The 25,290-nt window shown below is 73.7% G+C and carries 23 protein-coding genes and 1 pseudogene; 22 read left to right on the top strand and 2 right to left on the bottom strand.

All coding sequences use genetic code 11. The features are described 5' to 3' along the window. Positions 1 to 81: 81 nt before the first annotated feature. The 4 genes and pseudogenes from GKE82_RS00230 to GKE82_RS00245 all read left to right on the top strand — a co-directional run. Positions 82 to 1,230 (top strand): annotated as a pseudogene (locus GKE82_RS00230) (hypothetical protein); the annotation flags it as partial. Further along, positions 1,227 to 2,663: an MlaD family protein gene (locus tag GKE82_RS00235; RefSeq protein ID WP_154731969.1), complete on the top strand. Its 1,437-nt coding sequence runs from the start codon at positions 1,227 to 1,229 to the stop codon at positions 2,661 to 2,663. The pseudogene GKE82_RS00230 and the gene GKE82_RS00235, both read left to right, overlap by 4 nt. A gap of 1 nt (position 2,664) precedes the next feature. Further along, positions 2,665 to 3,999: an MlaD family protein gene (locus GKE82_RS00240; protein ID WP_107570010.1), complete on the top strand. Its 1,335-nt coding sequence runs from the start codon at positions 2,665 to 2,667 to the stop codon at positions 3,997 to 3,999. 22 nt (positions 4,000 to 4,021) lie between these two features. Next, the gene (locus tag GKE82_RS00245; protein WP_154731970.1) at positions 4,022 to 4,942 is read left to right on the top strand and encodes a hypothetical protein; all 921 of its coding nucleotides are present in this window, start codon (positions 4,022 to 4,024) and stop codon (positions 4,940 to 4,942) included. 7 nt (positions 4,943 to 4,949) lie between these two features. On the opposite strand, the gene GKE82_RS00250 is transcribed toward GKE82_RS00245, so the two are convergent. Continuing rightward, on the bottom strand, positions 4,950 to 5,360 hold the full coding sequence (locus GKE82_RS00250; protein WP_107570008.1) for a hypothetical protein: 411 nt from the start codon (positions 5,358 to 5,360) through the stop codon (positions 4,950 to 4,952). Positions 5,361 to 5,421: 61 nt separating this feature from the next. Between GKE82_RS00250 and GKE82_RS00255 the strand changes: the two genes are divergently transcribed. From GKE82_RS00255 to GKE82_RS00330, 16 genes are all read left to right on the top strand, one after another. Next, entirely contained in the window at positions 5,422 to 5,673 is a 252-nt protein-coding gene (locus GKE82_RS00255) for a hypothetical protein (protein ID WP_154731971.1), read from the top strand. Between the two features lie 41 nt (positions 5,674 to 5,714). Then, positions 5,715 to 8,321, top strand: coding sequence for a valine--tRNA ligase (locus GKE82_RS00260; protein ID WP_154731972.1), 2,607 nt, complete (start codon positions 5,715 to 5,717; stop codon positions 8,319 to 8,321). Next, entirely contained in the window at positions 8,318 to 9,574 is a 1,257-nt protein-coding gene (locus GKE82_RS00265; protein WP_154731973.1) for a folylpolyglutamate synthase/dihydrofolate synthase family protein, read from the top strand. The genes GKE82_RS00260 and GKE82_RS00265 overlap by 4 nt, the downstream gene beginning before the upstream one ends. 83 nt (positions 9,575 to 9,657) lie before the next feature. Continuing rightward, positions 9,658 to 11,340: a hypothetical protein gene (locus tag GKE82_RS00270; protein ID WP_154731974.1), complete on the top strand. Its 1,683-nt coding sequence runs from the start codon at positions 9,658 to 9,660 to the stop codon at positions 11,338 to 11,340. A gap of 189 nt (positions 11,341 to 11,529) precedes the next feature. Further along, entirely contained in the window at positions 11,530 to 12,054 is a 525-nt protein-coding gene (locus tag GKE82_RS00275) for a zinc ribbon domain-containing protein (RefSeq protein WP_107570003.1), read from the top strand. A gap of 12 nt (positions 12,055 to 12,066) precedes the next feature. Further along, positions 12,067 to 12,474: a nucleoside-diphosphate kinase gene (ndk, locus tag GKE82_RS00280; protein ID WP_107570002.1), complete on the top strand. Its 408-nt coding sequence runs from the start codon at positions 12,067 to 12,069 to the stop codon at positions 12,472 to 12,474. A 22-nt stretch (positions 12,475 to 12,496) separates the two neighbouring features. Next, complete coding sequence (locus GKE82_RS00285) at positions 12,497 to 13,057, top strand: Maf family protein (protein WP_309233284.1); 561 nt, start codon at positions 12,497 to 12,499, stop codon at positions 13,055 to 13,057. Between the two features lie 245 nt (positions 13,058 to 13,302). Further along, entirely contained in the window at positions 13,303 to 14,352 is a 1,050-nt protein-coding gene (locus GKE82_RS00290; RefSeq protein WP_107570000.1) for a rod shape-determining protein, read from the top strand. A gap of 61 nt (positions 14,353 to 14,413) precedes the next feature. Next, positions 14,414 to 15,286: a rod shape-determining protein MreC gene (mreC, locus tag GKE82_RS30465; RefSeq protein ID WP_107569999.1), complete on the top strand. Its 873-nt coding sequence runs from the start codon at positions 14,414 to 14,416 to the stop codon at positions 15,284 to 15,286. Beyond that, on the top strand, positions 15,283 to 15,852 hold the full coding sequence (gene mreD, locus GKE82_RS00300) for a rod shape-determining protein MreD (protein WP_107569998.1): 570 nt from the start codon (positions 15,283 to 15,285) through the stop codon (positions 15,850 to 15,852). Before mreC ends, mreD begins: the two co-directional genes overlap by 4 nt. 52 nt (positions 15,853 to 15,904) lie before the next feature. Next, on the top strand, positions 15,905 to 17,908 hold the full coding sequence (locus tag GKE82_RS00305) for a penicillin-binding transpeptidase domain-containing protein (protein ID WP_154731975.1): 2,004 nt from the start codon (positions 15,905 to 15,907) through the stop codon (positions 17,906 to 17,908). After that, positions 17,905 to 19,107: an FtsW/RodA/SpoVE family cell cycle protein gene (locus tag GKE82_RS00310; RefSeq protein WP_233243890.1), complete on the top strand. Its 1,203-nt coding sequence runs from the start codon at positions 17,905 to 17,907 to the stop codon at positions 19,105 to 19,107. Before GKE82_RS00305 ends, GKE82_RS00310 begins: the two co-directional genes overlap by 4 nt. A 16-nt stretch (positions 19,108 to 19,123) precedes the next feature. Further along, complete coding sequence (locus GKE82_RS00315) at positions 19,124 to 21,052, top strand: Rne/Rng family ribonuclease (RefSeq protein ID WP_309233285.1); 1,929 nt, start codon at positions 19,124 to 19,126, stop codon at positions 21,050 to 21,052. A gap of 8 nt (positions 21,053 to 21,060) precedes the next feature. Next, positions 21,061 to 21,369 (top strand): 50S ribosomal protein L21, encoded by a 309-nt coding sequence (gene rplU, locus GKE82_RS00320; RefSeq protein ID WP_107569995.1) that lies wholly within the window; start codon positions 21,061 to 21,063, stop codon positions 21,367 to 21,369. Positions 21,370 to 21,381: 12 nt separating this feature from the next. Continuing rightward, positions 21,382 to 21,642 (top strand): 50S ribosomal protein L27, encoded by a 261-nt coding sequence (gene rpmA, locus GKE82_RS00325; RefSeq protein ID WP_107569994.1) that lies wholly within the window; start codon positions 21,382 to 21,384, stop codon positions 21,640 to 21,642. Positions 21,643 to 21,656: 14 nt separating this feature from the next. Continuing rightward, positions 21,657 to 22,034 (top strand): hypothetical protein, encoded by a 378-nt coding sequence (locus GKE82_RS00330; RefSeq protein ID WP_107569993.1) that lies wholly within the window; start codon positions 21,657 to 21,659, stop codon positions 22,032 to 22,034. Positions 22,035 to 22,052: 18 nt separating this feature from the next. Here the strand turns inward: GKE82_RS00330 and GKE82_RS00335 are convergent, their stop codons facing one another. Then, complete coding sequence (locus GKE82_RS00335) at positions 22,053 to 22,748, bottom strand: SDR family oxidoreductase (RefSeq protein WP_154731976.1); 696 nt, start codon at positions 22,746 to 22,748, stop codon at positions 22,053 to 22,055. Positions 22,749 to 22,814: 66 nt separating this feature from the next. Between GKE82_RS00335 and obgE the strand changes: the two genes are divergently transcribed. Next, the gene (gene obgE / locus GKE82_RS00340) at positions 22,815 to 24,158 is read left to right on the top strand and encodes a GTPase ObgE (protein WP_107569991.1); all 1,344 of its coding nucleotides are present in this window, start codon (positions 22,815 to 22,817) and stop codon (positions 24,156 to 24,158) included. A 37-nt stretch (positions 24,159 to 24,195) separates the two neighbouring features. After that, on the top strand, positions 24,196 to 25,290 hold the full coding sequence (gene proB / locus GKE82_RS00345; RefSeq protein ID WP_107569990.1) for a glutamate 5-kinase: 1,095 nt from the start codon (positions 24,196 to 24,198) through the stop codon (positions 25,288 to 25,290).

A 25,290-nucleotide genomic window follows, 5' to 3' on the forward strand; every position in this document is an offset into this window, starting at 1 on the left:
ACCGCTACTGGGCGGTGTTCGACACCGTCCACGGACTGGGCGCCATCGACCGCGACGTCCGCATCGCCGGGGGTCAAGCTCGGCGAGGTGGGCAAGGTCGAGCGCGTCGGCGACGACGTCCGCGTCGAGCTGAAGCTCAGCGAGGACTACCCGGTCCACACCGACGCCCGCGCCGACATGCGGCCGCACACCCTGTTCGAGGGCTCCAACTTCATCGACCTCGCCCCGGGCAGCCCGAGCGCCCCGCTGCTGCGCGACGGCGGCGAGATCCCGGTCCGGCAGACCACGAACTACGTGACGCTCGACAAGGCGCTGCGCGTCCTGCGGCCCGAGATCCGCACCGATCTGCGACGGCTCGCCCGCGTCGGTGGCGAGACCCTCCGGGGAGAGGCGATCACCGGCCTGCAGACGACGCTGAAGAACGCTCCGGCGATGGCCCGGGCGCTCGCGCCCGCCATGCGCGCCGCGCAGGGCCCGCAGCGCCGCGAGCTGGTCGGCTCGATCCGCGGCCTGGCCCGCACCGCCGACGCGCTCGCGTCCGAGCGCGACCAGCTGATCCCGCTGACCCGCCGGGTCAACGCGACGATGGCCGCTCTGTCGGTCGACGGCGGCGCGCCGCTGGACGCGGCGCTCGCCGAGCTCCCGGCGACGCTCGAGCGGCTGAACGGCGACGCTCCCGCGCTCGACCTCGCGGTCCGCCGGCTCGCGACGTTCAGCTCGCGCCTGGGCGCCACCGCCCCGCGCGCCGTCGCGCGCGCCCTGAAGGCCACGACGCCGATCCTCACCCGCTCGGCGCCGATCCTGGAGGACGGCACGCCCGTCGTGCGCGACGCGCGCCTCGTCGCGAGCCGCCTGGCCGCCGCCAAGGGGGGCCTGACCGAGATGCTCGACGCGCTGCAGCCGGCGCTGAAGACGTTCCCGCCGACCCTCGAGGCGCTCAACGCCCGCACGTCGCTCGGGGCGTCCTCGGGGGCGTTCCAGCTCGTCGCGGGCGCGTTCACCGCGCTCGACGGCGCGGTGTCGAGCTTCCAGACCCCGGCCCAGAACCCGTCGGCGCCCGGGCACCGGCTGCGCGTCAACGTCAACGGCGGCGACGACGCGGTCACCACCGGCCTGCTCGACCTCCTGGGCGGCGGGGCGGCGACCCGTGGCGCCGCCGCCTGCGAGCAGGTCCGGCGGGTCTCGCCCGAGGCGGTCGCCGTCGTCCGCGCGGCGGGAGGCTGCCGATGAGCCGGTCGCGCGGATTCCTGCCGGTGCGCCTCGCCCGCGGCGCGTGGTCGTTCATCGACCCGCAGCTGAAGGCCGGGCGGATCCCGCTCACGCGGACGATGTTCCTCATGCTCGTCGCCGCGGCCTGCGTGTTCGTCGGCTACACGCTGGTGAAGAAGAACGTGCAGCTGCCGTTCACCGACGAGCCCTACTACGTCGAGATGGTCATGCCCGACGCGCGCGGCCTGCTCCCGAGCAAGGAGCCGGCGGTCGGCGTCGCCGGGGTGGCGGTCGGCAAGGTCGTCAAGGCGACCGTCGAGAACGGCCAGGCGCGGCTGCGGCTGCGGCTCGAGCCGCAGCTCAAGGGCAAGATCTTCCGCAACGCCAGCGCGTTCGTCCGTCCGACGAGCATCCTGCAGACGCTGATCGTGAACATCTCCCCGGGCGACCCGCGGACCGGCGCGCTGCCCGACGACCAGGTGATCCCCGCGTCGCGCACCGGCGGCTTCGTGGCGATCGACGACCTCACCGGCATCCTCGACCCCGGCACCCAGGCGCAGGTCCAGGTCGTGCTGAACCAGGCGGCCGACGCGCTCGGCGGCCGCGAGAAGGAGATCCGCCGGATCTTCACGAAGCTCGGCCGCCTCACCGACGGCGTGACGCCGCTTGCGCAGGCGCTCGCCGAGCGCCGCCGGCTGCTCTCGTCGCTGACCGTCAACCTCGAGAAGCTCACGCGCACGACCGGGGATCGCGGCCGTCAGCTCGCCGCCGCCGTCGACCTCGGCAGCCGCACGCTCGCGGTCACGCAGCGGCGCGCCCCCGAGCTCGAGCAGACCACGCGCGAGCTCGCGCCGACGCTCCGCCAGACGCAGGCGACGCTCGCCTCCACCCGGCGGCTCGCCGGCTCGCTGGTCCCGGCGCTCGACGCGCTCAACCCCGTCACCGGCAAGCTGGCCCCGACGGCCGACAAGCTCCGGACGCTCACGCCCGAGCTCGACCGCTTCCTCGCCTCCGGCAAGCGCGTCATCGACGTCGGCGCGACCCCGGTCGGCCAGCTCGCCGAGGGCCTGCGCGGGCAGGAGGCGCGGGTGCGTCGCGACCAGATCCCGGCCCTGCAGGAGCTCGGTCGCCTGTCGCAGCTGCTGTTCGACTACCGCAACGGGATCGTGCAGACCGCGGTGAACCTCAGCGGCGCCGTCTCCACCGTCCGCAACGCGGGCCCGGCCGCGAACGTGAAGATCGTGAAGCTCGAGCTGCCCGCCGGGGGCCTGGGCCTGACCGCGGCGCAGGCACGCCAGCGGGTCGGGTCGAGCACCCGGCTCGGGGTGATGCTCGCGAAGATGCTCGAGTACAGCTGCCGCGACGGCAGCCGCTCGGCGTGCGGGCTGCGCTTCCAGCTCCCGGGGCTGCCGCGGACCGCGCAGCTGAAGCCGCGGACGGGCACGGGAGGCTGACGTGGACCATCGCATCCCCAAGGTTGGCGTCGTCATCTCGATCCTGCTCGCGTTCGGGGCGCTGCTGACCTTCATCTTCCTCAACCAGCGGTTCCAGGGCCCCGACCCGACCGCGTTCCTGCGCAACCCCTACGAGCTGAAGGCGCGCTTCACCGACAACAAGACGCTGCCGACCAAGCAGCCCGTCCTGTTCCGGGGCATCAACGTCGGCACCGTGACGCGCGTCGACTACGACCGCGGCCGCCGCGAGTCGGTGGTGACGTTCACGCTGGACCCCGACTTCCGCCTCAAGCAGGACGCGGTCATCCGGATCGGGGCGCGGAGCCTCCTGGGCGACCCGTACCTCGCGGTCGACTCGCGCGGCAGCGCCGGGGCGCGCGAGCTGCGCTCCGGGGAGATCGTGGAGCGGACCGAGACGAGCGTCGACTTCGACGAGGCGCTCGCCTTCCTGGACGAGGAGGGCCGCCGCCGCGTCCGCTCGCTCATCACCACCGTCGCGCAGGCCACCAACGCGCCCGGCAACGGGGAGCGGCTGAACGGCACGCTCGCCGGGGTCTCGCGGACGGTGAACGAGCTGCACACGCTGACGAAGACCGTCCGCGGCCAGGAGCCGCAGATCGCGGAGCTCGTGCGCAGCGCCAACACGGTGCTGACGACGCTCGGGGACCGGGAGCAGTCGATCCGCCGGATCGTCACCGGCGGGCGCAGCACGCTCGAGGCGCTCGGCTCGAACACCGCCTCGCTGGAGCGCGGCCTGGACGAGCTGCCCCGGCTGCTGGACAGCGGACGCACCTCCCTGACGCGGCTGCAGCCGCTGTTCACCGAGGCGCGCCCGGTGTTCCTCAAGCTCAGCGACGCCGCCCCGGCGCTCGCTCGGGCGCTGGATCCGAAGGCCCGCGTCCCGCTCGGGGACGTCGTCGACGACCTCAACGCGATCCTCCGCGGCCTGAAGCCGCTGAACGCCGAGGCGCAGCCGACGCTGCGGCGCCTCGAGCCGCTGCTGAAGGACCTGCTCCCCGTGGTCCAGGCGGGCGTGCCCGGTGCGCGGAACCTCGTCCCCGCGCTCGAGTACCTGACGCCGCGGTCGAAGTCGATCGCGACGGGCTACGCGCTGCTCGCCGGCGCCCTGAAGAACCGGGACGCGGGCGGTCGCTACGCGCGGGTCGGCTTCGGCATCGACCTCAACGAGACGGCGGACGGGCCGGAGACCGGCGCGAGCAACCCGTACCCGGGACCCGACGACGCGCTCGACCCCAAGCCGTTCACGGGCGACTACCCGCGGATCGTGCCGTGCACGGTGCCGCCCCGGAGCACCCCGAAGGCGCCGTGCCGGTAGCGCCCGCGGGCGGGATCGCGCGGTGGCGCTGAGCGGCGAGCAGCGCGCGGTCCTCGACCTGCTCCTCGGGCGGGGCCTGGACCTCGACCGGATCGCGCAGCTCACCCGGGTGCCGGTCGCGGACGTCCGCGCCCGGGCGCACGGGGCGCTCGCGGCGATCGGGGACGCCGACCCGGGGGAGGACGTCGCCGCGCTGCTGCTCGGCCACGCCACGCCCGACGCCCAGCGGCGGGCCCGCGCGGCGCTCGCCGCCGACCCCGTCGCGCGGGAGCGCGCCGCGCGGATCGCGCAGACCCTCCAGGTCGGCTGGCCCGGCTACGTCGCGCCCGACCTCCCCGAGCCCGGCGTCGACGCCGACGGCGGCCGTGCGCCGGCGCCCCGGCCGGGCAGCCGGACCTGGACCTGGGCGCTCGTCGGCGGGGCGGTCGTCGCCGCGGTGCTCGTCGTCCTCGCGGCCACCGGTCGCCTGGCGGGCGGTGACGACGCCGAGCGGGCAGCGGGACCGGACCCGGCCGCGACCCCGGCGCCCGTGCTGATCGCGCTCCGCGCGCCCGGGGCGACCACCGACGCGGGGCGCGCCACGATCGGCTCGACCGTGCGGTTCGAGCCCTACCTCGACCTCGAGCTCGACGACCTCCCGGCCGCGCCGCGCGGGCGCGTCTTCCTGCTGTGGGCGGACACGGGGGAGGGGCGCGGCTTCCCGCTCCCGGTCGGGGTCGAGGACGCCGGCGGGCAGGGCCGGTTCGCCCGCCGCTACGACCTGCCGCCGGCGCTCGCGCCGGTCCTCGGTCGCAGCCGCGCGATCGAGCTGCTCGCCGCCGACGCCGGGCGGCTGTCGCGGCTGCAGCGCGAGGTCGAGCGGCTCGGCGACGGGAGCACGTCGGCCGCGGCGTTCCCGCGTCGCCCCGGCACCGTCGTGCTCCGCGGCGTCGTGCCGCGCTAGGACCCTCCTAGCCGAACGGCCCGCGCGTGTCCGGCGGGTCCTCGACCCGGTAGGAGAGGACGTACAGGGTCATCAGCAGCAGCACGACGGACACCAGCGACGCGACGTGGAAGATCGCCAGCGTGAAGAACGCGAGCCCGAGCCCGACGAGCGCCGCGCAGAGCCCGCCCATCCGGGCGTGACGGGCGTCGTGCTGCAGCTTGCGGGCCGACCACACGCACGCCGAGCCGACGAGCAGCAGCAGCACGCCCCAGACCGCGAGGCTGAAGTAGAGCTTGCCGTAGTTGGGGTTCGACTCGATGTCGCGGACGCTCTCCCGCAACGGACCGTAGCCCGACACGGCGGCGAGACCGTAGACCACCTGCAGACCGCCGGCCACGGCGAGGAGCGCGACGCCCCAGCGGTGCGCGGTCGTCATCACGGCGATCCTACCGGAGCGACCTTCTACGATTCACGGGCAGTGGCGTCGAAACTCAGCCGTGTCCGCACCGTCCCCCTGGCTCCTGCTCGCGCAGGCCGGGCTGACGGCCAACAAGCACTGGAAGACCCTCCCGGTCGGGGACCGGGAGCGGATCGCGCAGCTCCTGAAGAAGTCCAAGGGCCTGCCCGCCAACCTGACGCCGCGCGAGCGCGAGGAGCTGCGGCTGCTGCTCGGGCGCCTCGAGGTCGGCTCCCTGGCCCGCGAGCTCGTCCCGTTCGCGCTGAAGGCGCGGCGCGGCAAGCGGCGCTGAGCGCGCGGCGGGGCGCGGGCGGAACGTAGACTCCGCCCCCGATGACCGCCCTTCAGGACCGCAAGCGCTTCGAGCCCTCGGAGGTCGAGCCCCGCATCACGCAGGCGTGGCTGGCCGCCGGCCTGCACCACCCCGATCCGCAGGGCACGTCCGCGTCGAACTACTCGATCGCGATCCCGCCGCCGAACGTCACCGGCGCGCTGCACATGGGCCACGCCCTCAACGGGGCGATCCAGGACACGCTCGTGCGCTGGCAGCGGATGCACGGGCGCCTGGCGAAGTGGATCCTCGGCACCGACCACGCGGGCATCGCCACCCAGACCCAGGTCGAGAAGCTGCTCGTGCGCGAGGGCACGAGCCGCGAGGAGGTCGGCCGCGAGGAGTTCACGCGCCGCGTCTGGGAGTGGCGCGAGCAGTACGGCGGCACGATCGTCGGCCAGTTCGAGCGGCTCGGCTCCTCGTGCGACTACGACGACGAGCGCTTCACGCTCGACGACCAGTACGTGCGCGCCGTCCTGAAGGTCTTCGTCGACCTCTACGAGCAGGGCCTGATCTACCGCGACCTCTACATGGTCAACTGGGACCCGGGCTCCGGCTCGGCGATCTCCGACCTCGAGGTCGAGGACCGCGAGGTCACCGACACGCTCTACTCGATCGCCTACCCGCTGACGGACGGCAGCGGCGAGGTCGTCGTGGCGACGGTGCGGCCGGAGACGATGCTCGCCGACACCGCGGTCGCGGTGAACCCGCAGGACGAGCGGTTCGCGCACCTCGTGGGGCGGACGGTGCGGCTTCCGCTCACCGACCGCGAGCTGACGATCATCGCCGACGACTACGTCAAGACCGACTTCGGCACCGGCTGCCTGAAGATCACGCCCGGGCACGACCCCAACGACTTCGAGATCGGCCGCCGCCACGGCCTGCAGGAGCTCACCGCGATCGGCGAGGACGGCCGGATCGTCGCCGAGCTCGGCGGCCCCTACGCGGGCCTGAAGGCGCTCGAGGCGCGCGAGGCGATGGTCGCCGACCTGCGCGCGCAGGGCCTCGTCCGGGCCGAGGAGCCCTACACGCACACCGTGCCCTTCAGCCACCGCTCGGGCGAGCGGATCGAGCCGCTGATCAGCCTCCAGTGGTTCATGCGCATGGACGAGCTCGCCGCGCCGGCGATCGAGGTCGTGCGCGACGGCACGGTGCGCATCCACCCCGAGACGCAGGCCCGCCGCTACGTCGAGTGGCTCGAGAACATCCGTCCCTGGTGCATCAGCCGGCAGCTGTGGTGGGGCCACCAGATCCCGGTCTGGTACCGCGGCGACGAGGTCCACGCCGGGCTCGAGGCGCCCGAGGGGGAGGGCTGGGAGCGCGACCCCGACGTCCTCGACACGTGGTTCAGCTCGGCGCTGTGGCCGTTCGCGACGCTCGGCTGGCCCGACGAGACGCCCGAGCTCGCCGCGTTCTACCCGACCGACGTGCTCTCGACCGCGCGGGACATCCTCTTCCTGTGGGTCGCCCGCATGGTGATGATGGGCCTGCGGTTCACCGGCGACGTGCCGTTCCGCGACGTGTACATCCACTCGGTCATCCAGGCGCCCGACGGCCGCCGGATGAGCAAGTCGCTGGGCACCGGCATCAACCCGCTCGACCTGATCGAGGGCGGCCCGCGCCCGCCGGTCTTCGCGAAGAAGCCGGGGGAGGACCCGGGCGAGTTCCCCGCCTACGGGGCGGACGCCGTGCGCTTCGGCCTGCTGGCGATGTCCTCGGTGCAGGACGTGCGCTTCAGCGAGGAGCGCGTCCAGCAGGGGCAGCAGCTCGCGAACAAGCTCTTCAACGCGACGCGGTTCGTGCTCTCCAAGGTCGGCGAGGCCCCGGCTGAGCACCCGCCCGCACCGGTGACGCTCGAGGACCGCTGGATCCTCTCGCGGCTCACCGCGTTCCAGGAGCAGACCGACGAGCACCTGCGCGCGTTCGACTTCTCGAAGGCGGCGCTCGGGCTCTACGACTTCGTCTACGGCGAGCTGTGCGACTGGTACCTCGAGCTGATCAAGGCCCGCGAGGTCGACGCCGACCTCTCGGCGCTGCTCGCGCACGTGCTGCGCACGACGCTCGCGACCGCGCACCCGTTCATCCCGTTCGTCACCGAGGACCTGTGGGCGCACGTGCCGGGCGCCGACGGCCTGCTCGCCGCCGCCGAGGCGCCGGCCGCCGACCTCGCCCGCCGGGACCCCGACGCCGACGCCGCGATCGCCGCGGTCATCGGGGCGGTCCAGGCGGTCCGTGGCTGGCGCGACGGCGCGCAGATCAAGCCGGGCGCGTTCCTGCCGGCGCGGCTGCGGGCCGACCTGCCCGACGGGGCGCCGGCGCTGATCGCCCGGCTCGCGCGCCTGGAGTGGACCGAGGAGGGCGAGGCCGCGGCCGCCGTCCCGGTGCCGGGCGGGCTCGTGGAGATCCTCGCCTCCGACGACGTCGACCCCGCCAAGGAGGCGGCCAAGCGCGACGCGCGGATCGCCGAGCTGCGGCAGGAGATCGCGCGCGCGGAGGGCAAGCTCGGCAACGCGGGCTTCGTCGCCAAGGCGCCCGAGGCGGTCGTCGCGGCCGAGCGCGAGAAGCTCGCGCGCCTGCAGGCCGAGCTCGCGGACCTCGGCGGGGCATGAGCGCGTCGGCCGCCGCGGCCGACGCCGAGCGCTGGCTGCTGGCGCTCGAGAACTTCGGCATCCGGCCCGGCCTGGACCGGATGTCCGCGCTGCTCGCGGCGCTGGCGCTGCCCGACCGGCCCACCGTCCATCTCGTCGGGACCAACGGGAAGACGTCGACGACGCTGCTGTGCACGGCGATGCTGCAGCGCGCCGGCCTGCGCGCGGGCGCGTACGTCAGCCCGCACGTGGAGTCGTTCGCGGACCGCATCCACGTCGGCGGCGCGCCGCTGACGGACGCCGCGTTCGGGGGCCTGGCGGGCGAGATCCGGGCGGCGGTCGCGACGCTGCCCGACGGGGCGGGCCAGTTCGAGGCGCTGACCGCGATCGCGCTGCTGGCGTTCGCCCGCGACGGCGCCGACGTCCAGGTGCTCGAGGCGGGGCTCGGCGGGCGCCTGGACGCCACCAACGCCGTCCGCTCCGACGTCCAGGTCCTCACGAGCGTCGGCCTGGACCACCAGCGCTGGCTCGGGGACACGGTCGAGGAGATCGCGCTGGAGAAGCTCGCGGTGGTCGAGCCGGGCGGCACGCTCGTGCTCGCCCCGGGCCTGACGCCGACCGTGCTGGCGCTCGCCACCGGCATCGCCGCCGAGCGCGACGCCACCGTGGTGCGGGCCGAGGCCGTCCCGGAGTCCGCGGTCCGCGACCCGGCGGTCGTCGGCCCGTTCCAGCGGCAGAACCTCGGGGTGGCGCTCGCGGCGACGCGCGCCGTCCTCGCGCGCGTCCCGCACGCCGACCGGTCCGTCACCGACGCCGCGCTCGTCGGGGCGGGGGAGGACCGGCTGCCGATCCGCGGGCGGCTCGAGGTCGTCGGCCGGCAGCCGCTCGTGGTGGTCGACGCCGCGCACAACGTGCAGGCGGCGCGCGCCCTGCTGGCCGCGTTCGACGGCGTCGCGCAGGGACGGCCGACGGTCGCGGTCGTCGCCTTCCTCGACGACAAGGACCCTTCGGGCATCCTCGCGCTCCTGGCGGAGCGCTGCGACTCGTTCGTGGCCACGACCACGGACAGCCCGCGCGCGCTCCCCGCGGCCGCGGTCGCGCGGGCCGCGCGCGCCCACGGCGCGACGGCCCACGAGGCGGCGACGCCGTCGCAGGCCCTGGCGCTCGCGCGTGCGGCCGCGGGGCCGGACGGCGCGGTGCTCGTGACGGGCACGACCTCGCTCGTGCGCGAGCTGCACGCCCCCGGCGCGATCGCCAACCGCTCGCGGTTCTGACCGCCGCCGTGGCGGACCGCCGCCGCGCGTCCCGGCCGGGCAACCCCACAACACGGCGTCCCCGCGCGCGTTCTACGGGAGCGATGTCCCGTCCGCTCCGCGCACCGTCCGCCGCCCGGCCGGCGCTCCTGTCGCTGCTCGCGCTCCTCGCCGGATCCCCGGCCGGGGCGTACGCGGCCGACGACACGTCCGCGCTGTCCGCGCTGACCGCGCCCGGGCGCACGGTCCTGACCGGCACCGCAGTCGCGGCCGGCCCGAACGCCGAGACCGGTGGCGCGACCGCCGCGGTCGCGCTCCCCGACGGTGGCGCCGTCCTCGCGGGCACGGACCCCGGCCGCGGGCTGCTGCTCGCCCGAATCGGCCTGGCGGGCGCGCCCGACCCGACCTTCGGGCCGGGCGGGGTCCGGCGCCTCGCGGTGCCCGGCGGCCCGCTCGTCGGGCAGCTGCTGCGCCGCGAGGACGGCCGGCTCCTGGCCCTCGCGATCGACCCGGCCGCGGGGTCGCTGCGCCTGCTCGGCCTGACCGCCGACGGCCGTCCCGACCCCGCGTTCGGGACGGACGGCGTCGCCGCCCCGGGGCTGCGCGTCGACTGCGGCGGCTGCGGTGCCGCCACCCTGCTGCCCGACGGCTCGACCGTCGTCGGCGGGGTCGCGGGCGGCGTCGGCGCGGTCGTGCGGCTCGACCCCGACGGCCGACCGGACCCGGGCTTCGGCGCGACCGGGCGCGCCGCGGTCGCCGAGGCCGCGGGGGGCGGGGAGGCCGGCGTCGTCGCCGTGGCCGCGACCGCCACGGGGCGGATCGTCGTCCTGGCCCGCGGGACCGACGGACGGCTGCTCGTCCGCGCGCTCACCGCCGCCGGGCTGCCCGATCCCGGGTTCGCCGACGGCAGCGCGCGGCGCCTCGACGACGGCCCGGACGGCAGCCTGCTCGTCCGCGACGACGGCAGCGTCGACGTCCTCGGGGCGGCGACGCTCACGCGCCTGACGCCCGACGGCCGGCCCGACCCGGCGTTCGGCGGCACGGGCACCGTGCCGATCCCCGGCGGCGGCGCGCTCGCCCCGCGCCCGCGGATGCTCGCGGGGGCGGCCGGCACGACGCTCGTCGCCCGTCCGGCGCCGCTCGAGCCGCGCCTGGCGACCGACCCGGGTCTCACCGTGCGCCGGGTCGGCCGCGACGGGACCGTCGATCCCGTGGCCGCCCCGCCGCTGGGGTTCGGCGGGGGCTACGCGAGCCCGGGCCGCTCGGGCCGGCTGCTGCTCGGGGGCGTCGCCCAGGACGGCTTCGTCGCCTCCACGCTCGTGCGCCGCCCCGACGGCGGCGTCCTGGCGGTCGGGGGCACCCGCGTCATCCGCTTCGTCACCCGCGGCCGCGGGGCGAGCCGAGCCTGGTTCGCGGTCGCCGGCCTGACCCCGGCACTGCAGCCCGACCCGGCGTTCGGCAGCCCGCCGCGACCGACCGCGGTGCGCGTGCGCGTGCCCGCGCAGCGCGCGACCGCGGGCGCGAGCGCGCGTCGCGTCCGCGTTCGCGTCCGGACCACGGCGCCGGGCCTGCTGCTCCTGCGCGTCCGTGACCGCGCGGGCCGCGTGTTGGGGCAGACCGTCGCGCCGCTCTACCGGGCCGGGACGGTCACCGTGCGCGTGCCGGTCGGCGCGCAGGGACGGCGGCTGCTGGCCCGCGGGCGGCGCACCCCGATCGTCGTCGGACACGAGCTGCGCGACGTCGTCGGGACCACCGGGGCGGGCAGCACCCCCGCGACGCTGCGCTGAGTCGGCGCCGCTCACCGCCCGCCCCAGCGGGTACGCTCCCGGGGTCGTGAACCGTGAAGGCCCCTCCGTCCTGGCGATGATCGCCGCCGTCGCGGTGCTCGTCGCCCTGGTCATCCTGGTGTTCTTCGGGATCGGCTACGGCTTCGGCCGGCAGTTCCTGTAAGCGCCCCGGATAGGCTTTCACCAGTCATGCACACCCAGCTCGCCGTCTTCGGGATCGATCCCGGTCCGCTGAACACCGCGGCCAACCTGACGATCCTCTTCCTCTTCGTCACCTGGCTCGCGCTCGTCTACTACACCTACTCCGACGCGCGCCGGCGGATCGCCGACCCGATGGTCATCGGCTGCGCGACCGCCGCGTCGCTGTTCCCGTTCGTCGGCACGATCGTCTACATGATCGTCCGGCCGCCGGAGTACCTCGACGACGTGCGCGAGCGCGAGCTCGAGATGCAGGCGGCCGAGGCGCGGCTGCACCAGCTGAACTACTTCCTCTGCCCGCACTGCGACTATGAGGTCGAGAAGGAGTTCCTGCGCTGCCCGTCGTGCCTGCGCAAGCTCAAGGACGCGTGCACGACCTGCAGCAAGCCGCTGGACCCCGAGTGGAAGATCTGCCCCTACTGCGAGACGGAGATCCCGGGGAAGACCCCGACGCGCCGTCGCCGCCGGCAGTCGCTGAACGAGCCCACGGAGCAGCAGGCGGCCGGACCGCAGTAGGGTCGGGCCACTATGGCCGAGAAGACCCTCATCCTCGTCAAGCCCGACGCCTTCGCGCGCAACCTCACCGGCGAGATCCTCGCGCGCTTCGAGCGCAAGGGCCTCACGATCGAGGCGCTGAAGCTCGTGCACACGCCGCGGGAGACCGCGGAGACGCACTATGCCGAGCACGCCGAGCGCCCGTTCTTCGGCGAGCTCGTCGACTTCATCACCTCCGGGCCGCTGGTGGCCGCGATCCTCAGCGGCAACGACGCGATCAAGGCGTCGCGTCAGCTGATCGGCGCGACCAACCCGCTGGAGGCCGCGACCGGCTCGATCCGCGGCGACTTCGCCACCCTCGTCGGCGAGAACATGGTGCACGGCTCCGACTCGCCCGAGTCCGCGGAGCGCGAGATCGGCATCTGGTTCCCGGAGCTGTAGGACCGCGGCCCCGCCGCCGTTCGTGCTCGTCCTCGCCTCCGGCAGCCCGCAGCGCCGCACGATCCTGTCCCGGCTGGGCGTCGCCTTCGACGTCCGGCCCGCGGACGTCGAGGAGCTGGCCGCGGGGGAGCCGCACGCCGTCGCCCGCGAGAACGCGCTGCTGAAGGCGCGGACCGTCGCGGCGGCGCTCGCGCCGCCGGAGGCGGACGCGCTGGTCCTGGGCGTCGACACGCTCGTCGCCCTCGACGGCGTCATCTACGGCAAGCCCGCCGACGAGGAGCACGCGCGGGCGACCCTGCGCGCGCTCTCGGGGGCCACGCACGACGTCGTCAGCGGGCTCGCCCTGGTGCAGGGCGACGTCGTGGAGGCGGCGACGGCGGTCACCCGGGTCACGTTCCGCCGCCTGGACCCGGCGACGATCGACTGGTACCTGGCGCTCGGCGAGTGGCGCGGACGCGCCGGCGGCTACGCCATCCAGGAGGCCGGCGGCGCGCTCGTGCGCAGCATCGAGGGCGACTACCAGAACGTCGTCGGCCTGCCCGTCAGCCTGCTCCTGGACCGCCGTCCCGGCCTCCTGCACTGACCCTCGACCCCGGGTCGAGGGATCTTTCCGGAGTCGATCCGGACCCACGAAACTCCCGGACCCGACGGGGACAGGGCCTCGACCTCGACCTGAGGTCCAGGTGCGCGAAATCCTCGTTGCGGGGCAGCGGTCCGGCCGGGGGAGCCGCTACACTCGACCACGGACGCGGCCATCTGTCCCGGCTCCGCGCAGCGCATCTCCGCGCGGAGCGAGCACCTCGGGCGCCGCCGTCCACCCGACCACTCATGGGCATCTTCAGCTATCTCACCGGGTTCGGTGGCCGCGACATGGCCGTCGACCTCGGCACGGCCAACACCCTCGTCTACGTGCGCGGGCGCGGCATCGTGCTCTCCGAGCCGAGCGTCGTCGCGATCGACTCGCGCACGGGGGAGGTGCACGCCGTCGGGATCGAGGCCAAGCGCATGCTCGGCCGCACCCCCGGGACGATCCAGGCCATCCGGCCGCTGAAGGACGGCGTCATCGCCGACTTCGACGTGACGGAGGAGATGCTCCGCCACTTCATCCAGAAGGTCCACCAGAACCGCTGGGCGCACCCGCGCGTCGTCGTCTGCGTGCCCTCCGGCGTCACCGGCGTCGAGAAGCGCGCGGTCGAGGAGGCCTGCCTGTCCGCCGGCGCTCGCCAGGCGTACCTCATCGAGGAGCCGATGGCCGCCGCGATCGGGGCCGGACTGCCCGTGGGCGAGCCGACCGGCTCGATGGTCGTCGACATCGGCGGCGGCACCAGCGAGGTCGCGGTGATCTCGCTCGGCGGCATCGTCGTCAGCCAGTCGATCCGCATCGGCGGCGACGAGCTCGACGAGGCGATCATCAACTACGCCAAGCGCGAGTACAAGCTCCTCATCGGTCAGCAGACCGCCGAGGAGGTCAAGCTCGAGATCGGCTCGGCCTACCCGATGGACGAGGAGGTCCAGGCCGAGATCCGGGGCCGCGACATGGTCTCCGGACTGCCGAAGACCGTCGTTCTCACCAGCGAGGAGATCCGGCAGGCGCTCGAGGAGCCGCTCGCCCAGATCCTCGACGCGGTCAAGGAGACGCTGGACCGCACGCCGCCCGAGCTCGCCTCGGACATCATGGACCGGGGCATCATGCTCGCGGGCGGCGGCTCCCTGCTGCAGGGGCTCGACGAGCGCCTGCGCGAGGAGACGCAGATGCCCGCCCACCTCGCCGAGTCGCCGCTCACCTGCGTCGCCGTCGGCTCGGGCCGCTCCCTCGAGGAGTTCGAGGTGATCCACCGCACGAGCAAGACCTCGCGCAACCGCCGCCGGAGGGTCTGACCGTGCACCGCCAGCACGCCGACCGGCGCAATTCCCCTCACGCTTTGGAGTACTTCTTCCCGTGTACGACGCCAAGACGGTTCGCCGACGACGCGCGGTCCTCGGGCTGCTCGTCGTCAGCTCGCTGATCCTCCTCACCGCCTCCTTCGGCGAGAGCGGCGGACCGCTGACCTCGATCCAGCGGGGCGTCGTCGAGGTCGTGTCCCCGATCCAGGAGGGCGCGAGCCGCGCGCTGAAGCCGTTCCGCGACCTCTTCGGCTGGGTCGGCGACACCGCCGACGCCAAGGGCGAGAACGAGGAGCTGCGCAAGGAGCGCGACGAGCTGCTCGCGCAGGTCGCGCAGGGCAAGACCGCGATCATCGAGAACCGCACGCTGCGCGGGCTGCTGAAGCTCGACCAGGAGGCCGACCTCGCGCGCTACCGGCCGGTCACCGCCCGCGTGAACACGCGCTCGGGCCTCGTGCTGACCGCCACGATCAACATCGACAAGGGCTCGAGCGCCGGGATCCGCGTCGACCAGCCGGTCGTCACGAGCGCCGGGCTCGTCGGCAAGGTCGCGGTCGTCGGCCGCGGCTACGCCGTCGTGCGCCTCATCACCGACCCGCGCGTGCGCGTCTCCGCGATCACCGCGAAGGGCCAGACCGGCGTCGTGCAGACCGCCGTCGGCAACCCGCGCGAGCTGATCATGAAGGGCACCCGCGCCTCCGACCGCGTCGACCGCGGCGACATGATCATGACCGCGGGCACCCGCACCCAGGACGACGACCTGCAGTCGCTCTACCCGCCCGGCATCCAGATCGGGCGCGTCACCCGCGTCGACGAGCCCGGCTCCGACACCCAGGAGGTGCACCTGCGCCCCTACGTCGACGTCGGGCGGATCGACTTCGTGCAGGTGCTCACCGAGGCGGCGGACGGGAACCGGCCTCCGTCGTGATCGGCGTCAGCCCCCAGCTCGCCATCCGGCTCACCCTCCTCGGCGTCGTCGCGGTGATCCTCCAGGTCTCCGCGGTCACGCAGATCCAGATCGTCGGCGTCAACGCCGACATCGTGCCGCTGACCGTCGCCTCGGTCGGGCTGCTCTGCGGCTCGCTCAACGGCGCCGCGCTCGGCTTCTTCGCCGGCCTGTTCGTCGACATGGCCCTGTTCCAGACGCTCGGCGTCAACTCGCTGCTGCTGCTGACCGTCGGGTACCTCGCCGGGCGGCTGCGCGAGATGCGCGACCCGCAGGGCGCGGCGATCCCGATGGCCGTCGGCGGAGCCGCCACCGCGATCGGCGTCGGCGGCTACGCGCTGCTGCAGTTCCTGCTGGGCGTCGACGCGCCCGTGAGCTTCCTGCTGCTCGGCCAGGTGCTCCTCACCGTCGTCGTGAACGTCATCGTGGCGGTCCCCGTCCACGCGTTCGTGCGACGCTGGTTGCTGCCCGCCCTGCCCGACGACCCCCGCCGGCGCCGCCGGCGGGCGTACACGACCGGCGGTCTGTCGCCGCTCTCTCGCGCATGATGGAACCCATGAACGACCGACGCCCCCGATCACCCCGCAGCTCGCGCTGCGCGTGGCGGTCGTCGGCGGTCTCGCCTTCATCCTGTTCGGGATCGTCTTCTTCCGCCTCTGGTACCTGCAGGTCCTCGACGGCGATCGCTACCTCGCGCAGGCGCAGAGCAACCGCGTGCGCGTCGAGCGCGTGCAGGCGCCGCGCGGCACGATCGTCGACCGCGAGGGCCGCACGCTCGTCGGCAACCGCGTCGCGACCCTGATCCAGCTCGACCCGGAGAAGATCCCCGAGGAGGAGAAGACCGCCGCCCTGGAGTGGGGGCAGCGCGTCACCGCCCGGCTGCAGCGCCCCAAGGGGCAGCGCGGCCGCTTCGGCGTCCCGATCCCGGCCGTGCAGACCGCGCAGATGCGGCGCCTGTTCGAGCGCCTCAGCCCGATCATCGGGATCTCGGTCCGCGAGCTGCAGCGCCGCACCGTCCGCTCGATCGCCCAGGTGCCCTACGCCCGCGTGACGCTGAAGGCCGACGTCACGCAGGCGCAGAGCGCGTTCATCCAGGAGCGCATCGACCAGTTCGACGGCGTGGACGTGGGGGAGCGCTACCTGCGCGACTACCCCGACCGCTCGCTCGCCGCGCAGCTCATCGGCACGACCGGGGAGATCAGCCCGGGCCAGCTCGAGGACAAGGAGCGCTACCGCGGCGTCGCGCAGGGCACCGTGATCGGCCAGTCCGGCCTCGAGTACGCCTACGACGAGTTCCTGCGCGGCCGCGACGGCCAGGAGCGGATCGTCGTCAACGCCCAGGGCGAGAACCGCGGGCAGGCGACCTCGCGCGCCCCGCAGGTCGGCCGCACCGTGCGGCTGACGCTCGACATCAAGCTCCAGAAGGCCGCCGAGGCCGCGCTGCAGCGCGGCATCGACAGCGCCGCCGGCAAGGGCTCGCGCGCCGGGGCGTTCGTCGCGATGGACCCGCGCAACGGCCACCTCTTCGCGATGGGCTCGCTGCCCTCCTACGACCCGGCGGAGCTCGCCCGGCCGATCAGCGACCAGCGCTACGACGAGCTGTTCAGCGAGGACGGCGACAAGCCGCTGTTCAACCGCGCCACCCAGGCGCTGTATCCGACCGGCTCGATCTTCAAGCCGATCACCGCGATCGCCGGCGTCGAGGCGGGGAAGATCACGCCCGGCGAGGTCATCAACGACAATGGCTGCATCGAGGTCGGCGCCAACAAGGAGGAGCGCTGCAACGCCAACAAGGCGGTGCACGGCGCCGTGAACATGGCGCGCTCGCTCGAGGTGTCCTCGAACATCTACTACTACCTGCTCGGCCAGCGGCTCGACAGCACCGCCGAGCCGCTGCAGAAGTGGGCCCGGCGCCTGGGGCTCGACCACCGGACCGGGATCGACATCTTCGGCGAGGCCGAGGGCCGCGTCCCCGACCGGGCCTGGCGCAAGCGCGTCGGCGAGGAGGAGGCCGACTGCCGCAAGCGGCGCAAGGTCCCCTCCTGCGGGATCTCCGACATGCGGCCGTGGACCTTCGGCGACAACCTCAACCTGGCGATCGGCCAGGGCGACGTCGGCGCCACCCCGCTGCAGATGGCCGTCGCCTACGCGGCGATCGAGAACGGCGGCAAGATCGTGCGGCCGCAGCTCGCCGCGCGCGTCGAGGACGACCAGGGCCGCGAGCTGCAGACGCTGTCCAAGCCGTCGACCAAGCGCTACGACATCGACCAGGGCGCCCTCGCCGCCGTGCGCGAGGGCCTGCGCCTCGCCGCCAGCGGCCCGGAGGGCACGTCGGTCGACGTCTTCCAGGGCTGGCCGCACGCCCGCTTCCCGGTCCACGGCAAGACCGGCACCGCGGTGATCAAGAACGCGCAGGGCGAGTTCGAGCAGTCCTGGTACGCCGCCTACGTGCCCGACCCCAAGCGGCCGATCGTCGTCGTCGCGACCGTCGAGAAGGGCGGCTACGGCGCCGCGGCCGCCGCGCCCGTGGTCCGCCAGATCATGGAGCAGTTCTACTTCGGGCGGGTCGGCAAGTTCCGCGTCGGGGAGTCGACGACGCTGTGAGCATCGCGCCGACCGTCAGCCGGCCCTCCGAGGGCTCCCAGCCCGCGGCGCGCTCGCGTCCCGCGGGGCTGTCGCTGCCGTTCGACCCGATCCTGCTGCTCGCCGTCATCGGCCTGTGCGTCTGGTCGCTGATGGCGATCGGCGCCGCCAGCGAGGGCGACGGGCTCGTCGACCCCAACACCTACGTCAAGCGGCAGGCGCTCTACTTCGCCGTCGGCGGCGTGCTCGCGCTCGTCGCCGCGTTCGTCGACTACTCCCGCCTGCGCGAGCTGAAGATCGGGCTCTACGCGCTGCTCATCGGGATCATCCTGCTCGTCTTCGCGTTCGGCTCCGTGACGCGCGGCTCCCGCCTCGCGATCCAGCTGCCGTTCTTCAGCTTCCAGTCCTCGGAGCTGGGCAAGATCCTCCTCGTCGTCGCCCTCGCGGGCTTCGTCGTGGACCGCGCCCGGCGTCTGCAGGACCGGGACACCACGGCGCGGATCATGCTCCTCACGCTGATCCCCGCGGGTCTCGTGATCGCGCAGGACCTCGGCTCCGGCCTGGTCTACATCGCGATCGGCCTCACCATGCTGTTCCTGGCCGGGACCCCCGGCCGGCACCTCTCGGCGATCATCGCGCTCGGGGTCACCGGCGTGGTGGTCGTGCTCGTCGCCGCACCGGCGATGGGCGTGACCGTCCTCGAGGGGTACCAGAAGGACCGCCTCACCTCGTTCCTGCAACCCTCCGCGAGCCCCGGCGACGCGGGCTACCAGCAGGGCCAGTCCAAGATCGCCATCGGCTCCGGGGAGAAGACCGGACGCGGCGATCGCTCCACCCAGTCCACGCTGCGGTTCCTCCCCGAGGACCACACCGACTTCGTCTTCGCGACGGTCGGCGAGCGCTGGGGCTTCGTCGGAGCCGGATTCGTCCTGTCGCTCTACGCGCTGCTGGTCTGGCGCGCGATACGCATCCTCACCATGGCGAAGAACCTGCTCGGAGCGCTGATCGCCGGCGGCATCGTCGCGATGCTCCTCACGCAGGTGTTCGTCAACGTCGGCATGAACGTGGGGATCATGCCGATCACCGGGATCCCCCTGCCCCTCATGACCTACGGGGGATCCTCCGTCCTTTCCACCTTCCTGGCCGTCGGCCTCCTTCAGTCGATCTACGCGCAGGCGCGCGCATCGGCAGCGATGAAGGGCCGCGTCCTCGGCTTCTAGATCCAGAGGAACCATCGTGAAGAAGCAAGTGCTCGTCAGCGTCGACCGCGGGGAGACCCGGGTCGCGCTGATGGAGTCCGTCACCTCGTCGGAGGCGGCGCCCGGCGCCCCCAAGCGGCGCGGCCGCGGCGCCCGTGGCGGCCGTCCCGACCCGGCGCCCGGCTACCGCGTCGCCGAGCTGTACTTCGAGCGCTGCGGCAACCGCTCGATCGTCGGCAACATCTACAAGGGCAAGGTCGACAACGTCCTGCCCGGTCTGGAGGCCGCGTTCGTCGACATCGGCCTGGACAAGAACGGCTTCCTGCACGTCGACGAGATCGTCATCCCCGGGGTGGAGACCGTCCGCCGCGGGCGCGGGGACGGCTCCGGCAAGAAGATCACCGACCTGATCAAGCCCGGGCAGGAGATCGTCTGCCAGGTCGTCAAGGACCCGCTGAAGACCAAGGGCGCCCGGCTCTCGATGGAGCTCACCGTCGCCGGTCGCTACATGGTCTACACGCCGACCGGCGAGGGCGTCGGCGTCTCCAAGCGCCTGGAGGACAAGGAGCGCGACCGCCTGCGCAAGGAGGTCAAGGGCCTGGACCTCAAGGGCGGCGGCGCGATCGTGCGCACCGCCGCGCACGGCGCCAGGCGGGCGGACTTCGAGCGCGAGGTCGAGTACCTCTACAAGCTCCACGAGGTCCTCCAGGACCGCGTCGAGACGACCCCCGCGCCCGGCCTCGTCTTCCAGGAGGCCGACCTCTCGGTGCGCGTCGTGCGCGACATCTTCAGCGACCACTTCGAGCGCGCGGTCGTCGACGACGAGAAGCAGCACCAGCGGCTCGTGTCGTTCTTCACCCGCACCGCGCCCGAGCTCGTCGACCGCGTCGAGCTCTACCAGGACAGCCAGCCGCTGATGGAGCGCTACGGCGTCGACAAGGTCATCGACGGCCTGTTCTCCAAGCGGGTCGACCTGCCGTCGGGCGGCTACCTGATGATCGACTACGCCGAGGCGCTCACCGTCATCGACGTGAACACCGGCTCCTACGTCGGTCGCGGCAAGCAGGCCCGCCTGGAGGACGTCATCACGAAGACGAACCTCGAGGCCGCCGAGGCCGTCGTCAACCAGCTGCGGCTGCGCGACATCGGCGGCATCATCGTCATCGACTTCATCGACATGGCCCGCGCGCGCAACCGCGACGCCGTGCTGAAGCAGCTGCGCAAGGCGCTCAGCGAGGACCGCACGAAGACGTTCACCGCCGAGATCTCGAAGCTCGGCCTCGTCGAGATGACCCGCCAGAACGTCACCGAGGGCGTGCGCGAGATCATCTCCCGCGAGTGCCCGACCTGCCACGGCGACGGCGTCGTGCGGTCCGAGGAGACGATCGCGATCGACATCGAGCGCCAGCTGCGCGAGATCGCCTCGCGCGCCCCGCGCTCCACCGAGGCCTACCTCGTGCAGATCAACCCGAAGGTCACCGCCGAGTTCACCGGGGACGGCGGCCGCGTGCTGCGCGCGCTGGAGGCCGAGACCGGCAAGCTCTTCCACTTCGAGGGCTCCGAGGGCCTGCCGCTCGACCACTTCCAGATCACGATGGAGGGGTCGCAGGCCGACGTCGAGGAGAAGGCGGTCCCGTTCCGCCCGGGCGAGGAGGTCCTCGTCCAGATCGTCGAGCCGCACATGTACGACGCCGACGCCGCGGTCGCGAAGATCGACGGCTACATCGTCTCGATCCGCCGCGCCGGCCGGCTGGTGGGGGAGAAGCGCCTCGTGCGCATCGAGGACGCCGGGCGCACCGCCGCGACCGCGGTCCTCGTCGACGAGAGCGACCTCCCGGCGGTCGAGCCGGGGGCGGAAGGCAGCCCGGACGGCGATGCCGTACCATCGAAGCGTAGGCGCCGTGGCCGCAGAGGCGGACGGCGCCGTTCCGCTGCCAAGGCGGCGGACACGTCCTCGTCGGAGTGAATTTTCTTATGTACGCAGTCGTGAAGACCGGTGGCAAGCAGTACCGCGTGGAAGAGGGCCAGACCCTGCTCGTGGAGAAGCTCGCCGGTGAGCCCGGGGACACCGTCGCCCTCCAGCCGCTCCTGATCAGCGGTGACGAGTCGGTGTTCGACAAGGCCGGCCTCGAGAAGGCGTCCGTCTCGGCGAAGGTCGTCGAGCACGTCCGCGGTCCGAAGCTCGTGGTGTTCAAGTTCAAGCCCAAGCGCGGCTACAAGAACAAGAACGGCCACCGGCAGGACCTGACCCGCATCGAGATCACCGGCATCAAGGCCAAGTAGGAGCGTTACGAGATGGCACACAAGAAGGGCCTCGGGTCCTCCAAGAACGGCCGCGACTCCAACGCCAAGCGCCTCGGCGTGAAGGTGTTCGCCGGTGAGACCGTCACCGGTGGCGAGATCATCGTGCGCCAGCGCGGCAGCCGCTTCAAGGCCGGCGAGGGCGTCGGCATGGGCAAGGACGACACGCTGTACGCGCGCGCCGCGGGCACCGTGTCCTTCGACGTCGGCCGCAAGGGCCGCGTCGTCAGCGTCCAGCCCGCCGCCGCCGAGTAGCGAGGACCGGCGCCGTGGCGCTGTCCCCGAAGACCCTGGCCCGCGGCATCGCCGCGGGCCGTCTCGCGCTCGGGCTGGCGATGGTCGCCGCGCCCGGCCGGGCGACCGGCGCCTGGCTCGGCGACGTCGCCGACACGCCGGGCGGCCACGTCGCCGTCCGCGCCCTCGGGATCCGCGACGCGATCCTCGGCGCGATCACGCTGCACACCCTGGAGCACCCCGAGGTCGGCCCGCGCTGGGTCGCCACGTGCGGGGTCGCGGACCTCGTCGACTGCGCCGCGACCGTCGCCGCGCGCGACGGCCTGCCGCGCCAGTACCCCGCCATGATCGCCGTCGCGGGCGGCGCGGCGGCGGCGAGCTTCGCGCTCGCCGGCGCGCTCAAGCGCGCCTGACCGCCGCCGCGCGGCCGCTCAGCCCTCCTGGGCGGTCGGCCGCACGAGGATCTCGTTGACGTCGACGTGCGGCGGCTGCGTCACCGCGTACATGACCGCGTTGGCGATGTCGACCGCCTGCAGCGCGTCCTGGCCGGGGGCGCCGTTGTCGAAGAACGGGGTGTCGACCATGCCGGGCTCGATCAGCGTGACGCGCGCACCGGTCCCGTTGAGCTCCTGGCGCAGCGACTCGCCCATGCCGGTGACCGCCCACTTCGTCGAGCTGTAGAGGCTGCCCTGGAGCGCCCGCCGCCCGGCGATCGAGCTGGTCAGCAGGAAGTGGCCGCGGTTGGCCTCCACGTCATCGATCGTCGCCCGGATCGTCAGCGCGCACCCGTAGACGTTCGTGAGCACCATCGACTTCCAGTGCTCGGGCGTCTCGTTGCGGAAGCCGCGCGCCGCCCCGAAGCCGGCGTTCGCGAAGACGACGTCGATGCGGCCGAACGTGTCGCGGGCCGCGGCGGCGAACGCCTGCACCTGGTCCCACTCGGTCACGTCGACGCCGACGGCGATCGCCCGGTCGGTGCCGCCGAGCTCCTCCACGAGCGCCTCGAGCTTGTCGGTGGAGCGCGCGCCGAGCACGAGCCGGTAGCCGGCCGCGGCGGCGAGGCGCGCGGTCTCGGCGCCGATGCCGGAGCTCGCGCCGGTGATGAGGAAGACCTTGTCGGAAGCCATGGGGACCTTTCGTCGTGTCACGATGGGGCGGGGAAGTCCGCCCGAGCGGATCCTCCTCTACCCGCAATGCTCTACGACAAGGCCCGCATCCACGTTCACGCCGGCGACGGCGGCAACGGCTGCATGAGCTTCCGCCGCGAGGCGCACGTGCCCCAGGGCGGGCCCGACGGCGGCGACGGCGGCCGCGGCGGGGACGTCGTGCTCGTCTGCGACGACTCGCTGCGCGACCTGCAGGTGTTCAAGCGCAGCGCCCACTACAAGGCGCAGCGCGGCCGTCACGGCGAGGGCTCCCAGCGGGAGGGGGCCGACGGGCCGACGCTCGAGGTCCGCGTGCCGCCCGGCACCGAGGTCCGGCTCGACGACGGGACGATGCACGACCTCACGGTCCCCGGACGGCGCGTCGTCGTCGCCGAGGGCGGGCTCGGCGGGCGCGGCAACCGCCGCTTCAAGTCCTCCACCCGCCAGTCGCCGCGGTTCGCCGAGCTCGGTCTGCCCGGGGAGGAGCGCTGGATCGACCTGCGGCTGAAGCTGCTGGCCGACGTCGGCTTCGTCGGCGTCCCCAACGCCGGCAAGAGCTCGCTGCTGAGCGTCATGACGCGCGCCGCGCCGAAGATCGCCAGCTACCCGTTCACGACGCTCGAGCCGCAGCTCGGGACGATCGAGGCGGACGGCCGGCAGCTGATCCTCGCCGACATCCCCGGCCTCGTCGAGGGCGCCTCCGAGGGCGTCGGCCTCGGCCACGACTTCCTCGCGCACGTCGAGCGCACGCGGCTGCTCGTGCACGTCCTCGACCTCGAGCCGCTCGACGGCTCGGACCCGGAGACGAACTACGAGACGATCGAGCGCGAGCTCGCCCTGCACGACCCGCGCCTGGCGCGGCTGCCGCGGATCCTGGCGCTGTCGAAGGCCGACCTCGTCGCCCCCGAGGACGCCGAGGTCGTCGCCGAGCTGTGGCGCGAGCGGTTCGCCGCCGAGCTGCCCGAGCGCGAGGAGTGGGACGACCGGCCGCCGCAGGTCGCCACCCCGGTGGTCATCACGTCCTCGGCGACCCACCTCGGGCTCGACGACCTCGCCAAGGAGCTGTTCCGCCGGGTCCCGCTCGCCGCCCCGGAGACCGCGCCCGACCTCGGGCTCGCCGACGCGCAGGACCTCGCCGAGCACCGCGTCTTCCGGCCGGCGCGCAACAAGGGCTGGACCGTCGAGGAGATCGGCGAGGGCGAGTGGCGGGTCAGCGGCGATGCGGTCGACCGGCTGATCCTCCGGCACGACCTCGAGAACGACGAGGCCCTGCACCACGTCGAGGGCAAGCTCCACCGCATGGGCGTGATCCGTGCCCTGGAGGAGCAGGGGTTCGAGCCCGGCGACGACGTCGAGATCGGCGGCGTCGTGTTCGAGCTCGACCCGGGCTGAGGCCCGACCCGGCCGGTCCGTAAGCTTGCGGCCGCCCATGGCCCGCACCGTCGTCAAGCTCGGATCCAGCGTCGTCGCCGAGAACGACGGAACCCTGCGCGCGGAGGTCATCGCGCGGATCTGCACCGCCCTCGCGGACCGCCACGCGGCGGGGGACGACGTCGTGCTCGTCACCAGCGGCGCGATCGCCCGCGGGATGCGGATCATGGACCTGCCGGTCCGGCCGACCGCGATCGAGGACCTGCAGGCCGCCAGCGCGGTCGGGCAGGGCAAGCTCTACCGCGTCTACGACGAGCTGCTGCGTGAGCGCGACGTGACGACCGCGCAGGTGCTGCTGACGTTCTTCGACATGAGCGCGCGGCTGCACTACCTCAACGCCCGCCAGACGCTGCGCAAGCTGCTGGAGTGGCGCGTGCTGCCGGTCATCAACGAGAACGACACGACGACGACCGACGAGATCAGCTTCGGCGACAACGACTTCCTCGCGGCCCAGGTCGCGGTGCTCGTCGGGGCCGACGAGCTCGTCCTGTGCACCGACATCGAGGGCCTGTTCACCGCCAACCCGCGGATCGACCCCGACGCCTCGCTCGTGCGCGAGGTCGCCGACGTCGCCGACCTCGAGGCGCTGTCGATCGGGCACGAGACGAGCGCGCTGGGCTCCGGCGGGATGCGGTCGAAGGTCGTCGCCGCCGAGATGGCGACCGCCGCCGGGATCCCGACGACGATCTGCAGCGGCATCCTGCCCGGCGCGCTGGAGGCCGTCCTCTCCGGCGAGGGGGCGGGCACGCGGTTCGCCGCCCGGCCGGCCCGCTACTCCTCGTTCAAGCTCTGGCTGAAGTACGCCAAGCCGACGCGCGGCACCGTGGTCATCGACGACGGCGCGGCCCGCGCGCTGCGTGACGGCGCCGCCTCGCTTCTGCCCGTCGGGGTCGTCGCGGTGCAGGGCAGCTTCGACGCCGGGGACGCCGTGGAGATCGTCACGCGCGCCGGCGAGCCGGTGGGCAAGGGGATCAGCACGTTCAGCCGCGACGAGCTGGCCGCGGTCGCCGGGGAGAAGACCGCGACGGTGCGCGAGCGGCTCGGCGGCGCCGCGGACGAGGCGGTCCACCGGGACTACCTCGTCCTCGGATAG

The sequence above is a fragment of the Conexibacter sp. W3-3-2 genome (genome assembly GCF_009707605.1).
Taxonomy (GTDB): domain Bacteria; phylum Actinomycetota; class Thermoleophilia; order Solirubrobacterales; family Solirubrobacteraceae; genus Paraconexibacter; species Paraconexibacter algicola.